General features: G+C 53.6%; 13 protein-coding genes. 6 read left to right on the top strand and 7 right to left on the bottom strand.

From position 1 onward, the window contains the following. The first annotated feature begins 31 nt into the window (after positions 1–31). The 3 genes from QUD59_RS13135 (at position 32) to QUD59_RS13125 (ending at position 2,291) form a co-directional block, all read left to right on the top strand. Complete coding sequence (locus QUD59_RS13135) at positions 32–982, top strand: porin (RefSeq protein WP_286237533.1); 951 nt, start codon at positions 32–34, stop codon at positions 980–982. Positions 983–1,284: 302 nt separating this feature from the next. After that, the gene (locus QUD59_RS13130) at positions 1,285–1,485 is read left to right on the top strand and encodes a hypothetical protein (RefSeq protein ID WP_286237532.1); all 201 of its coding nucleotides are present in this window, start codon (positions 1,285–1,287) and stop codon (positions 1,483–1,485) included. A 131-nt stretch (positions 1,486–1,616) separates the two neighbouring features. Beyond that, positions 1,617–2,291 carry a 2OG-Fe(II) oxygenase gene (locus tag QUD59_RS13125; protein ID WP_286237531.1) on the top strand — a complete coding sequence of 225 codons (675 nt, stop codon included), beginning with the start codon at positions 1,617–1,619 and terminating at the stop codon, positions 2,289–2,291. 89 nt (positions 2,292–2,380) lie between these two features. Here the strand turns inward: QUD59_RS13125 and QUD59_RS13120 are convergent, their stop codons facing one another. Beyond that, on the bottom strand, positions 2,381–2,596 hold the full coding sequence (locus tag QUD59_RS13120) for a hypothetical protein (protein ID WP_286237529.1): 216 nt from the start codon (positions 2,594–2,596) through the stop codon (positions 2,381–2,383). A gap of 236 nt (positions 2,597–2,832) precedes the next feature. Continuing rightward, entirely contained in the window at positions 2,833–3,438 is a 606-nt protein-coding gene (locus QUD59_RS13115) for a DJ-1/PfpI family protein (RefSeq protein WP_286237528.1), read from the bottom strand. A 91-nt stretch (positions 3,439–3,529) separates the two neighbouring features. On the opposite strand from QUD59_RS13115, the gene QUD59_RS13110 reads away from it, so the two are divergent. Beyond that, positions 3,530–4,870: an aminotransferase-like domain-containing protein gene (locus QUD59_RS13110; RefSeq protein WP_286237527.1), complete on the top strand. Its 1,341-nt coding sequence runs from the start codon at positions 3,530–3,532 to the stop codon at positions 4,868–4,870. Positions 4,871–4,899: 29 nt separating this feature from the next. On the opposite strand, the gene QUD59_RS13105 is transcribed toward QUD59_RS13110, so the two are convergent. Continuing rightward, positions 4,900–5,550: a glycine-rich domain-containing protein gene (locus QUD59_RS13105; RefSeq protein ID WP_286237526.1), complete on the bottom strand. Its 651-nt coding sequence runs from the start codon at positions 5,548–5,550 to the stop codon at positions 4,900–4,902. A gap of 281 nt (positions 5,551–5,831) precedes the next feature. Between QUD59_RS13105 and QUD59_RS13100 the strand changes: the two genes are divergently transcribed. Together QUD59_RS13100 and QUD59_RS13095 are read left to right on the top strand one after the other, a co-directional pair. Beyond that, entirely contained in the window at positions 5,832–6,653 is an 822-nt protein-coding gene (locus QUD59_RS13100; RefSeq protein WP_286237525.1) for a fumarylacetoacetate hydrolase family protein, read from the top strand. A 607-nt stretch (positions 6,654–7,260) separates the two neighbouring features. Continuing rightward, positions 7,261–8,016, top strand: coding sequence for an IclR family transcriptional regulator (locus QUD59_RS13095; RefSeq protein ID WP_286237523.1), 756 nt, complete (start codon positions 7,261–7,263; stop codon positions 8,014–8,016). A gap of 268 nt (positions 8,017–8,284) precedes the next feature. On the opposite strand, the gene QUD59_RS13090 is transcribed toward QUD59_RS13095, so the two are convergent. The 4 genes from QUD59_RS13090 to QUD59_RS13075 all read right to left on the bottom strand — a co-directional run bounded on the left by QUD59_RS13090 (position 8,285) and on the right by QUD59_RS13075 (position 13,647). Continuing rightward, complete coding sequence (locus QUD59_RS13090; protein ID WP_286237522.1) at positions 8,285–9,937, bottom strand: electron transfer flavoprotein-ubiquinone oxidoreductase; 1,653 nt, start codon at positions 9,935–9,937, stop codon at positions 8,285–8,287. Between the two features lie 100 nt (positions 9,938–10,037). Then, entirely contained in the window at positions 10,038–10,967 is a 930-nt protein-coding gene (locus QUD59_RS13085) for an electron transfer flavoprotein subunit alpha/FixB family protein (protein ID WP_286237521.1), read from the bottom strand. 11 nt (positions 10,968–10,978) lie between these two features. Next, positions 10,979–11,728 carry an electron transfer flavoprotein subunit beta/FixA family protein gene (locus tag QUD59_RS13080; RefSeq protein WP_286237520.1) on the bottom strand — a complete coding sequence of 250 codons (750 nt, stop codon included), beginning with the start codon at positions 11,726–11,728 and terminating at the stop codon, positions 10,979–10,981. Positions 11,729–11,868: 140 nt separating this feature from the next. Next, on the bottom strand, positions 11,869–13,647 hold the full coding sequence (locus QUD59_RS13075; RefSeq protein WP_286237519.1) for an acyl-CoA dehydrogenase family protein: 1,779 nt from the start codon (positions 13,645–13,647) through the stop codon (positions 11,869–11,871). Positions 13,648–13,711: the final 64 nt, after the last annotated feature.

Below are 13,711 nucleotides of genomic sequence, written 5' to 3'. Positions count from 1 at the left end.
TAAACAAAACTATAAAATTAAGGAACCGAATATGACATTTGCGAGAAAGTCTTCTCTTGCACTGGCTGTACTGGCATGCAGCATCGCCGCTCAGACCAACGCCGCTACGATTTATTCCAACGATAAAGTCACTTACAACGTAAAGGGTGACTTCCAGATTCAGCTCAGAAAAAAAGCCGGTAACGATCAGAAACTGGATGTTGAATTCGACGATCTGGAACTGAAAAACTCCATTGTTTACAAGATTGATGAACAGCTAAGCGCGTTCGGCCAGCTTGACTTCAGCTTTGACTCCGAAGGTAACGACCAGTCCAAAGACAGCTCTAAGCTTGAAGAAGCTTATGTAGGTCTGGACTTTGACGGTACCCGGGTCTCCATCGGCCGCCAGAATCTGGCAGGCGACGAGTTCGGTGTAGAAGCCGCGTATGAAACCCATACTGCTGAAGACCGCTTTGAACAGGTAGCCGACAAAGGCGACGACGTGATCCGCGTTGAAACCCAACTGGGACAGGTCACCCTGATCGGTTCCGCGCTGGTCGGAGCAGAAACCAGCAACAACGCCGCTGGTGAAGCGATCGATCTGTTTGCCAGCACCGATCTTTCCGGCCTCAAACTGGCAGCCGCGTATCAGAACTATAATGACAACCTGCCGGGTTCCGAAGATCAGCAGACCTGGGGTGTCAGTGCAGCTTACAACTTTGGCAGCCTGAAACTGGCAGCGGATTACAGTACCACAGACACCGGCAGTCAGGATGCCGAAGTCACCAACCTGGTAGCGAGCTACAAGTTCAGTGATCAGGTTAAAACTTCCGTTGGTGTTGTCTGGAGCGAAGAAGGCAACAACGATGCTCAGGAATGGTATGCCAATGCCACCTACACCTTTGCCGGACAGAAAAATGTTTCTCTGTTTGCTGAAATTGCAGATACCGATGAAACAGACGTCAGTCTGGGTTATATGACCGGCCTGCAGATTAAATTCTAATCGCCGCTGGATTATGCCTGGCCTCCCCCCTTCAGGGCCGGGCATAATTTCCTATTATTTAAATAATAGGAAACGTACTTTCTAAATAAAAAAACCGACTTTTATTTATATTAATTTACCGAACGATCTTTATTTATTTCCGGAACAATTAATATATTTATATCCCAACGTATCATCGCCTTCCTCACACCCCACGACACCAGGCCATCCCGAGTTGTAAAAATAGGAATTTTTCCTATAGCCGATGCCAGCCTCCCGACCTAGAATGCCCTGCACAACATGTCGTTCAATGGAGATTTTCAATGAATGTTGTTAAGTACTCCCGGGTTATCCGGCCTCTGGTTAATGCTACCAACGCCAGCGCCTGGGACCGGGCTGAAGATAAACTGGAATTCTGCTCAGACCTGCTGGGACTGCAACATGAGCATCCGATTATCAATGAAATTGTTGCCGGCACCCTGAGCAATCTGCTCGCCCTTCAGAGCAACAAATGCTCAGTTTGACCTGCTCCCCTATCCTTAGTCGCCCGAGATGATAACCTCAGGCTGATATAAGCGTTTCAGGATAAATTTTTCTATCCGGTGGCCCGACAAAGGTTTACTATGCGGCGTTAACCATTTTAAAGGACACGCGCTTGGCCACAGCTAAGTCATTATTGTCGTTTGATAACGATAATACCGTCGATGAAACCCTGTTTGCCCGTATCGCACAGGATATGGAACAACAAGGTTTCTCTATACTTCCCGCCGCTCTGCCGGAAAAGCTGACTAACTCTCTGCATCTGCATCAACGCGCAATGGATGAATCGATGTTTGTCGATGCCGGTATCGGTCGCGGCGATAATTTCATCAAGAACGATTTTGTGCGCACCGATGAGATCTGCTGGATTAACGGTGAATCTGAAGCCGGACGCGACTGGCTGAACTGGACAGGCGCTCTGCAGCGCTACCTTAACCGGCGCCTGTTTCTCGGCCTGTTTTCATTTGAAAGCCACTTTGCCCACTATCGCCCGGGCGATTACTACAAACGCCATTACGATGCGTTTAAAGGTCAGGCAAACCGGGTGCTTTCTCTGGTGGTCTACCTGAATCCGGGCTGGACCGAACAGGATAATGGCGAGCTGGTGCTCTACCGGGATGACAACGACCGCGAAGGCATTAAAGTGGTTCCTTTAATGGGCACCATTGCCGTCTTTCTCAGTGAAGAGTTTCCCCATGAAGTCCTTCCCGCCAGACGTGACCGCTACTCTATCGCAGGCTGGTTCCGTATTAACGGTTCGGTAACTGATCGGGTAGACCCGCCGCTATAACCTTCACCCCGTGCGGGGGTATATTGCGGACACAAAAAAGGCGAACCTGAGTTCGCCTTTTTTAATCTCTACACTGAGAGGTCTGGGTTTCAGGCGCACTTAGAGTAGAAAGGGTTAGCATCATTACGCAGCTTTTTACCCGTGTTCTCCAGAAACCTCACTACTCGCTGGTAACGCTGCTTACGTGCTTCAGCTTTTTTCATTTCAGCCTGCTCACGCACCAGACGCTCAAAATACTGAGCTTCGGTTTCACGTACAGAAACTCTGAATGATGGAATGATGTAGTACGGATCACGGATGTGCATAATGTTTACCCTCAAAAAAATTTAACTACCCCTTGTTTGTTTTGGCAGTTGATGTGCGCCATTTTAGTGCTTATACCTTTGTCTAACAAACGAGCTATTCTATTCATATTAGTGAATTAATTTCACCTATTCAAAGACCACACAAACCCCTGAAAAAGCCAATAATAACAGGGCATTCAGCCAAAAAATTGCGATTTTTGGCGGCGCAGCAAAAACCTGAACTGAGCTCAGGTTTATTAAGCCCGCTCCAGGTACGGGCCAACCTGGTGCAGCGCCCTGCTGACATATGCCTCCTTTTCGCCCACCGGCGCCACATAGTGCAGTGCCTCCTCTGCCTGAGTCCGGCCCACAAGACGGGCAATCAGCCAGAAGGCCAGATACTTGGATGCCAGACAACCTCCGGCCGTTGCCAGATTACCTGCTGCAAAAAACGGCTGGTTAAGAACCTCTACCCCTCCCTCCTCTACCCACGGACGCGTGGTCAGATCCGTACAGGCAGGTACCTGCCCAAGGAGCCCCAACCTGGCCAGCAGCAGCGTACCGGAACACTGCCCGGCGATTAACTGGCGTGTCGGGTCCAGTTGCAACTGCTGCATAATGCCCGGGTCTTCCACTATCTCCCGGGTCTTCATACCGCTACCGGCGATCACAGCATCGGCCCTGCTCGCCTCTTCCAGAGAGATATGCCGCTGCATCACAACCCCGTTCATCGAGCAGATCTGAGGCTCAGGGCTGGCGATGGAAACCCGCCAGCCCGGTTGTTTGATCCGATTCAGGACCCCCAGTGCGATCAGCGAATCCAGTTCGTTAAACTGATCAAACGTAAGAATGGCAATATGCATCAGCGTGCTCCGGTATAAATGAAATGGATGCGTACCATTCTATGGCTTAGAATTATGACAATAAAAAAATTGTCATGGATACAATGAAACTATGGGAAACCGCCGCTATCAGGCCATCGTTGAGCAACTGGCAGAACAGATCCGCAGCGGAGAGAGACCTCCCGGCAGCCGCTTACCCACTCATCGCCAACTCGCAACAGATCAGGGGGTCGCGCTGGTTACCGCTTCCCGTGCCTACGCTGAGCTGGAAAAAATTGGCTTAGTCAGCAGCGAAACCGGTCGCGGAACCTTTGTGCGTGATCGTTCCCTGCCCCTTACTCACGGTATCGACCAGCATGCCAATATCGCCGGTAGCATCGACCTGAATTTCAACTCACCGGCGTTACCAGAACAGACTGAGCTTTTGCGCGACGGGTTACGCCGGTTAATCAGCGGTGGCGATCTGGAGGCCCTGTTACACTATCAACCCCATGCTGGCCGCGACCATGAAAGGGCGATAGTTGCCAGCCACCTCAGACAACGAGGGCTCAGCCCCTCTGCCGATCAGGTACTTCTGGTCAGCGGCGCCCAGCATGCGCTGGCTCTGAGCGCCATGACGCTGCTACAGCCGGGCGAACTGATTGCTTGTGACAGTCTGATCTACCCCGGTTTTAAAGCAGTGTGCGAAGCCTGCCATCTGCAGATCACTGCGCTGAACCCGGCACAGCAGGGCCCGGATCTTGATCAGCTTGAACAGCTCTGCCAGCAACGCAATCTGAAGGCGATCTACACCATGCCGACGCTGCATAACCCTCTGGGCTGGGTGATGCCGCTGGAGCAGCGTGAACATCTGGTACAACTGGCCAGAACTTACGATCTGCTGATTATTGAAGATGCAGCCTATGCCTATCTTGAAGACGATGCACCCGCACCGCTGGCCGCCCTCGCCCCGGAACGCACCCTGTACTGTTCAGGTCTGTCCAAAAGTGTCGCCACCGGTTTGCGGCTGGGTTTTCTGGTTGCGCCGCCACACCAGGTCGGGCAGCTTGAACGCAGCATACGCGCTACCACCTGGAATACACCGGGCCTGCTGACAGCGCTGGGTTGCCAATGGATTGAAGATGGCACAGTAGCCCGGCTGGAACACGAAAAACGTAAGGATGCTCAAACACGGCAGGCTCTGGCCAGAGAGATTCTCAGGGGGCTGAACTACCGCAGCCACCCGAACGCCTATTTTATATGGCTCACCCTGCCCGAAGAGGTACGTGCCGATCAGGTGGCCGCCGAGTTACAGCAAACCGGCATTTCAGTTTCTACTGCAGAACCTTACGCCGTCAGCCCGCACGTTCCTCATGCCCTGCGACTGGCACTGGGCTCTGTGGATCTGGCCACATTGCGGGTAGCACTGGAGACCGTGCGCCGGGTGATCGAGCAGCAGGCTTACGGGCTGTAACAGGATTGATGTGGATCTGTCATAGCAAATTAATCACCGCCGCCACAACCTGAACCGCAGCCGGAACTCCCCCCACAGGACGGGCCACCTGAATCTCCACTGCACCCGGATGTGCAACTGATGTGACCTGCGCAGTAACCGCTGCCGTAATGGGGAGAACTTTTATCTTTGCAGTCGAGCACGTAGGTAAAGCCATCCTCGATGTTGAGCAGGCCATCAATCGCAAACAGCAGGGGCAGTGCAGCCGGTTCCGCCGGATTGATCTGATGCCGTGCACAGGCCAGCCTCCAGGCGCGTTTAATTCCCTCCTGCGCGATGGTTGGCGAGCGCATCATTTCGGTTGGCGTATGGTGCAGGAAACGGCCAAAGGCTTTATGACAGAACTGCTCATAAGGGCGGGTAAACAGAATAAATTCGTGCCAGGCGACATCCACCACCTGTGATGGCATCGCCACCATACGGCGGCGAGCCTGATGACAGATATAAAAATATTCACGTAACCCTTCCATCACCTGATCAAGCTGTTCTTCAGTCAGATGTGGGTAGTGTTTCTGTACCCGGCCGGTTATGGCTGAATTAAACCGGTAACGCTCAATAAACCGGCGTTGCCGTGAGCGACGCTGCCGATTCACCAGATATAAACCCGCAATAATCGCTACCGCTGCGAAGAAAAACGTCATCTGTAAAACTCCCTGACACGCTTCTGCGTCCACTTGCATGCCTTCCACAGGCCCTGCTTGCGATCTGTTTAGGCTGAGTAAAGCTGCTGTTCAGCCCTGACCATACACCCTTTCTGCTGTTCTGTGACCTCTGCAGCCAACTACCCGGATCAGACAAGCAGATAACACACAGTTTCAAACATGAAAATAAACCATATACAAAAAACGTATTTATATTTGAGAATTCCACTAACCTGCCATAAACTCATATATGAAAATCACTTTTATAAATAGGCCAAGTCATGAAGCTAGTACAATATGGCCCTGCAGGAAAGGAAAAGCCGGGTGTTATCGACCAGGATGGAATCCTCCGTGATATCTCCTCGATTACTGCCAGAATTACTGGTAAAACGCTGACTCCAGCGGTACTCAACGAGATACGCAATACGGACCTGAAGCGTCAGCCACAGGTGCTTGGCAGCCCCCGTCTGGGCCCTTGTGTCAGTCAGCTTAAGAAGTTCATATGCATAGGTCTCAGCAACAATGTCAGGCAGGCAGACAAGCCCTACATCACTCCCATTGAACCGGTGGTATTTAATCCCTATTCAAACGCAGAAGCGGGAATCGACTGTCCTCTGTTATTGACCCGATCATTCACTGAAACATGGGAAACCGATCTGGCAGTAGTGATCGGCAGGGCGGGGCGTTATATAGCCGAGCAGTTTGCACTTGAACATATCGCAGGCTACTGCACCCTGAGCAACACAGCAGATGCTGATGAGCCGGAACCGGCATGGCAGGAGACAAAAATTCACTACGGGCATTCAACGGTTGGCCCCTGTCTGGTAACTACCGATGAGCTGATCGAACCACAACAACTGGAGGTGTCACTTGAATTTGCCAACCGGCATCAACAGATCTGTGAATCGATGCAACTCACTGTGGCTAAAGTCATCAGTTACCTGAGTTACCATATGACGCTGCGTCCGGGTGATCTGATCTCTGTGGGTAAGATCTCCAGAATCGACCTGCAGGGAGATGAAGATACCCCCTGCCTCCCCGGATTCCACTTGAGCATGGATAACCACATACTGGAGATGATGGCCTGTCAGGAATTCATCTGATCAACCCTTCAGGGCGCCTGCGCACAGAGCGCGCCGGCGCCCTGGCCCTTGTGATGATTCACAATCGGGGAAATACGTTGCAGGCGTCCGGGCCCTTAACCCATTACTGACAGCGAATATGGATCGGCGAATCAGCCCTTTAGCTGCATCAGAAGGGTCATCTCATCTCCTGCCGCCCGGATCTGCGCGGCTGCAGATCCGGTTGAGAACAACAACCATTCACGGCGATCATCGCCTTATAACGACTGACCCAGGGAGGGCGAAGCATGAAAAGGACTTATTATCAGGTTATCTGAACCGTTGTGAACGACTGAGCCCTCTTCTGCTCCTGTGCTCAGTTATTCTCGCCCGCGCCGGCTCAGTTATCTTTCCAGTTCAGAGCCCGCCGGGACAGATCAGCGCCTGAATTACGGTCTGCTGTGAATTCGCAATTATTGCATGGCTTTTAAACACAACCACATGCATCTGTCGGAATAAGGTTTTACAATCCATCAGTAACAGATTAATCAAGGCTACCTTTCACAGCACTGACCTCAGCTTTTGCTCGCGCTCAAGTTTAAAGAGGAAATTCTGTACCTCGAGTTAAACTGCTTACCAGGGACAAAAGATGACCGACCAATCACAGTATAAAGCGCCCGCTCTGGAGAAAGGGCTGGATATTCTGGAGCTTCTTTCGGCTCAGGCGGTCGGCCTCAACCAGAAGGAGATCGCTCAGGCGCTGGGTCGCAGTGTGAATGAGATATTCCGCATGCTGGTCTGCCTGAAAAACCGCGGTTATATCACCCAGACAGAAGGCAGTGACCGGTTTGAACTCTCCCTGAAAATGTTCGAACTGTCCCATCAGCACTCCCCCATTAAACGTCTGGTTTCCCGCTCTGTCCCGATTATGGAACGTCTGGCATACGAGGTAGATCAATCCTGCCATCTGGTGGTGCAGCACAACCAGAATCTGGTCGTCGTGGCTCAGGTAGATGGCCCGGGCAGCATCAGTTTCAGTGTACGCCTTGGCTCCCGCCTCAATTTCCATGATACCTCCGCCGGGCGCATTATCATGGCCTACCTCAGTCAGGAAGAACTGGAAAAACTGGCCAGTTCAGAGATCATCGATCTGACCCCGGATCTGCTTGAAGAGCTCCATGAGATCAAAGACAAAGCGTTTTGTGAGGAACCCAGCCGGCATGTCAAAGGAGTCTGGGATCTGAGCGCACCGGTACTCGATCACTCCGGTAAAATCGTCGCAGCACTGAGCATTCCGTTTGTGAATAAACTTCAGGAAAACAACCGTGAAGCCAAAGCGCAGGCTAAGAAGGCCCTTTTCACCAGCACCCGAAGCATCTCCGAGCAGCTCGGTATCGGCCAGTAAAACTTTTCCCTTGCGCAACCTGCAAAACCCATCAGTTAACGGTGCAATATGCCTAAGCTGACGGTGCAATACGGTAAACGGTGCAATACACTGCGTTATTGCACCCTACATTCGGAACAGAGAGCTGGCGTAGGTTGGATTAGCGCAGCGTAATCCAACAATCTTAACTCAGGCCTCACCACCCCAAAATTCTGCTACGGTGCGCATAAAAAAATCCGCATCCCCTTTTCAGGAGCTGCGGATTTCAGAACGCGGTTAAGCGGGCCGATTACATATTCGGGTAGTTCGGGCCGCCCATGCCTTCGGGGGTGACCCAGCGGATGTTCTGGGCCGGGTCTTTGATGTCGCAGGTTTTGCAGTGCAGACAGTTCTGGCTGTTGATCTGGAAGCGTTCGCCGCCGTTCTCTTCATCGGTAACCACTTCATAGACACCGGCCGGGCAGTAGCGCTGTGCAGGCTCTGCGTAGGTCGGCAGGTTTTTCGCCAGCGGGATCGAGGCATCTTTCAGTTGCAGGTGGCAGGGCTGATCTTCCTCATGGTTGGTGTTCGACAGGAACACCGAGGAGAGTTTGTCGAAGCTGAGTTTGCCATCCGGTTTCGGGTAGTCGATCGGCTGGAAGTTGCTTGCCGGTTGCATCTGGGCGTAGTCTTCGTGATCGTCGTGCAGGGTCACCGGGATCTTGCCGCCAAAGATGTTCTGGTCGATAAAGTTGAACGCACCGCCCATGATCGCGCCGAATTTATGCATCGCCGGGCCAAAGTTGCGCGAGCGGAACAACTCGTCGTGCAGCCAGGAGTTTTCGAACAGTTCCGCATAACGGCTCAGCTCTTTACCACCCTCACAGCCTGAGCTGAGCGCTTCAAAGATCGCTTCGGCACCGAGCATGCCGGATTTCATCGCAGTGTGTGTACCTTTGATCTTGGAGAAGTTCAGGGTACCGGCGTTACAGCCCACGACCAGACCGCCCGGGAAGCTCATCTTCGGCAGGGAGTTAAATCCGCCTTTGGTGATCGCACGGGCACCGTAGGAGACCCGGGTGCCGCCGTCCAGATGCTGCTTCAGCACCGGATGATGCTTCAGACGCTGGAACTCATCGAACGGGCTGAGGTAAGGGTTGGCGTAGTTGAGGTCGATAATCAGACCCACGACGACCTGATTGTTGTCGGTGTGGTAGAGGAAGAAACCACCGCTGGTACCTTTATCCAGCGGCCAGCCGGAGCCGTGCACCACCAGACCGGGTTTGTGCTGTTCAGCCGGGATATCCCACAGCTCTTTGATACCGATGCCGTAGTGCTGGGCATCCGCATCGGAGGCAAGATCAAAGCGTTCGATCAGCTCTTTACCCAGATGACCACGGCAGCCTTCGGAGAACACGGTGTATTTGGCGTGCAGCTCCATGCCCGGCATGTAGTTCGGGCCCTGTTCGCCTTCGGCGGTCACGCCCATATCGCCGGTGGCGATCCCTTTGACGCTGCCATCGTCGTTATAGAGGACTTCTGCGGCGGCAAAGCCGGGGAAGATCTCCACACCCAGTGCTTCGGCCTGCTCCGCCAGCCAGCGGCAGACGTTACCCAGACTGACAATGTAGTTGCCGTTGTTGTGCATGGTTTTCGGCACCAGACCGTTGGGGATCTTGCGGCCGCTCTCAGCATCTTTCAGCAGGAAGACTTCATCTTCTGTCACCGGGGTGTTCAGCGGTGCGCCTTTCTCTTTCCAGTCCGGGAAGAGTTCATCCAGCGCGCGGCTCTCGATTACCGCGCCGGAAAGAATATGAGCACCGACTTCAGAGCCTTTCTCCACCACGCAGACGGTCAGCTCCTGCTCTTTTTCCTGCGCCAGTTGCGCCAGACGGCAGGCAGTGGACAGGCCCGCCGGGCCTGCGCCTACGATAACAACATCGAATTCCATGGATTCGCGCATTGTGTTTCCTCCGACAGTCTCAGGGAGACTGCGAACAGATAATCAGATAGAAAAAAGCCCGTCACTGGACGACGGGCTTGTTCAGTACAGACAGACTCGCTTACAGCTTGCCTTCCAGTTCCGGTACAGCCTCGAACAGGTCTGCTACCAGGCCATAGTCGGCCACCTGGAAGATCGGTGCTTCCTCATCCTTGTTGATCGCAACAATGATCTTGGAGTCTTTCATACCGGCCAGATGCTGGATCGCACCGGAGATACCCACCGCAATGTACAGTTCAGGCGCAACGATCTTACCGGTCTGACCGACCTGCATATCGTTCGGCACAAAGCCCGCATCCACCGCTGCACGGGAGGCACCTACCGCAGCGCCCAGTTTGTCTGCGATCGCTTCCAGCATAGAGAAGTTCTCGCCGTTACCCATACCACGACCACCGGAGATGATCACTTTCGCTGCGGTCAGTTCAGGACGATCCGATTTCGCCATCTCTTCGCCAACGAAGCTGGACTGACCGGCATCGTGTGCGCTGGCAACGGTTTCGATTGCGGCAGAACCGCCTTCAGCCGCCGCCGGATCAAACGCCGTGCCACGCACGGTGATCACTTTGATCGGGTCCAGTGACTCAACGGTCGCAATCGCGTTACCTGCATAGATCGGACGCTGGAAGGTGTTCTCAGATTCCACCGCCGTAATGTCGGAGATCTGCGCGACATCCAGCAGTGCGGCAACCCGTGGCAGGAAGTTTTTACCGGTAGTGGTTGCCGGCGACAGCACGTGGCTGTAGTCACGACCCAGTTCTGCCACCAGTTTGGAGAGGTTCTCCGCCAGTTGGTGTTCGTAGGCTGCGTTGTCTGCCAGCAGCACTTTAGATACGCCTGCAACCGCTGCCGCCTGATCCGCTACTGCAGCGCAGTTAGCGCCCGCCACCAGCAGGTGAACGTCACCGCCAATCTGCGTTGCGGCTGTCACCGCATTCAGGGTCGCGCCCTTCAGGGTGCTGTTGTCATGTTCTGCAATTACCAGAATAGCCATCTCATCACCCCTTAAATAACTTTCGCTTCGTTTTTCAGTTTTTCGACCAGCTCATCAACGCTGGCCACTTTGATACCGGCCTGACGTTCCGCCGGCGGCGTCACTTTCAGCAGTTTGCTGTGCGCTTTCAGCTCAACACCCAGATCCGCCGGGGTTTTCACATCCAGCGGCTTCTTCTTCGCCTTCATGATGTTTGGCAGAGAGGCATAGCGTGGCTCGTTGAGGCGCAGGTCGGTGGTCACGATGGCCGGCAGGTTCAGGGCTACGGTCTGCAGACCGCCGTCTACCTCACGGGTGACATTCACTTTGTCGCCATCGATCTTCACTTCAGAAGCAAAGGTACCCTGTGGCATATCGGTCAGCGCCGCCAGCATCTGGCCGGTCTGGTTGTTATCGCTGTCGATCGCCTGTTTACCCATGATCACCAGACCCGGCTGTTCCTCTGCAACGACTTTCGCCAGCAGTTTGGCCACGTTGAGGGACTCAGGCATATCTTCGGTCTCGATCTGAATACCGCGGTCGGCACCCAGTGCCAGTGCAGTGCGGATCTGCTCCTGACAGGCTTTAGGGCCAATCGAAACAACCACGACTTCAGTGGCCGTGCCGGCTTCTTTCAGGCGCACCGCCTCTTCTACCGCGATTTCACAAAACGGGTTCAGGGCCATTTTTACGTTGGCCAGATCCACATCGGTATTGTCCGACTTCACACGCACTTTGACGTTGTAGTCGATAACACGTTTAACGGTTACCAGAACTTTCATAGTGACCTCTCTCGCTAACCTGCCGGTACTTCGCCGGCAGGTAAATTATTGTTTATATCGAGCCAGCACCCATAAAATCACAGCGCTATGACGTTTGCACTACCCCCGGGGAGGCATCAGACCCGATATATTGATCAATTTCAGAACAGCGCTTCATCCAGCGCCATAATGCTTTCGCTGCCCGCCTGGATTGATGCCAGATTGGCCTTAACCCGAGGTAACAGATGCTGACTGAAGAAAGCAGCGGTTTGCAGCTTGGCAGTCAGGTACTCAGGATCCCCTTCTCCCTGATCCAGCAGTTGCTGTGCTTTCAGTGCCGACTGACCCATGACCCAGCCACCACAGAGATAGCCGAACAGCATCATAAAGTTAACGCTGACACTGCCCGCGGCATGCTCATCGGCCGCAGCATTATCCAGCAACCACTGACGCGCCGTCTGTGCCATTTCAAGGGCTTCGGCTAATGCCATACCCTGAGCTTTAAACTGTTCACTGGCCTGCAGCTCTTCAACGGTTACAGCAATATCCTGCATCAACACTGCCAGATGTTCGCCCTGGTTCATCAGCGTTTTACGGCCAACCAGATCCAGCGCCTGAATACCGGTTGTACCTTCATAGATCGTCAGAATCCGCGCATCACGGTAGTGCTGAGCAGAACCCGTCTCTTCGATAAAGCCCATACCACCATGCACCTGAGTCCCCAGATAAGTGACCTCTTGTGCCAGTTCGGTCAGCCAGCCTTTAACGATCGGCGTTAACAGCTCAACCCGGGCAGCATGCTGTGCTGCCACAGCCGGGTCTGCACTATTTCCGGCCCGATCGATCTCGGCGGCGGCAATCAGCGCCAGTCCACGCATCGCTTCCGTTGAGGATTTCATCTGCATCAGCATGCGTCGTACATCCGGGAACTTAATAATCGCAAAGCGACTGCCATCACGGTTAGTACCCTGAAGGCGTTCTTTGGCGTATTCCAGCGCCTGCTGGTAGGAACGCTCAGAGATTGCCAGACCCTGCAGGCCTACGCCCTGACGGGCATGGTTCATCATGGTAAACATGTAGGCCAGACCTTTATTGGCCTCACCGACCAGATAACCGACTGCGCCACCGTTATCACCAAAGCTCATCACACAGGTCGGGCTGCCGTGAATCCCCAGTTTATGCTCCAGAGAAACACAGTGGGCATCATTGCGCTGGCCCGGGTTGCCGTTTTCATCCAGCAGGAATTTTGGCACCACAAACAGAGAGATCCCTTTCACGCCCGCCGGCGCATCCGGCAAACGGGCCAGTACCAGATGTACCACGTTGTCGGTCATCTGATGGTCACCCCAGGTGATAAAGATTTTCTGCCCGGAGATCAGGTAATGGTCACCGTTCGGTACCGCTTTGGTTTTCACAGCAGCCAGATCCGTACCTGCATCCGGTTCTGTGAGGTTCATGGTACCGGTCCATTCACCACTGACCATTTTGGGCAGGTAGGTCTCTTTCAGCTCGTCGGAGCCATGATGAGAGATGGATTCGATCGCCCCCTGAGTCAGCAGCGGACACAGCGCAAACGCCAGATTCGAGGACTGCCAGATCTCATTGACCGCTGTGCCCAGGACATTCGGCAGCGCCTGTCCGCCATAGGCTTCTGCCGGGGTCAGCGATAGCCAGCCACCTTCAATAAACTGCTGGTAGGCATCGGCAAAACCGGCGGTTTCCTCAACGCCCTGCTCACCGAGTTTTGGGTGCTGGGTATCACCTACCGTGTTCAGAGGCGCCAGTACATCACTGCCCAGTTTGCCCGCTTCTGTCAGAATCACAGAAGCCAGTTCATTATTGATCTCGTCCATACCCAGATCGGCACAGAGACCATCAAAGTTAACCAGTTCATTCAGCACGAACTCGGTATCGCGGTAAGGGTGTTTGTAATCACTCATCTTTTTTGCACTCCTGGCAGCCGGTTTTTTATGTACCAACGGCTGACACTCTTATTATTCGATG

The sequence above is a fragment of the Neptuniibacter halophilus genome (assembly GCF_030295765.1).
Taxonomy (GTDB): Bacteria; Pseudomonadota; Gammaproteobacteria; order Pseudomonadales; family Balneatricaceae; genus Neptuniibacter; species Neptuniibacter halophilus.
This window is presented reverse-complemented; position numbering and strand designations above follow the sequence as displayed.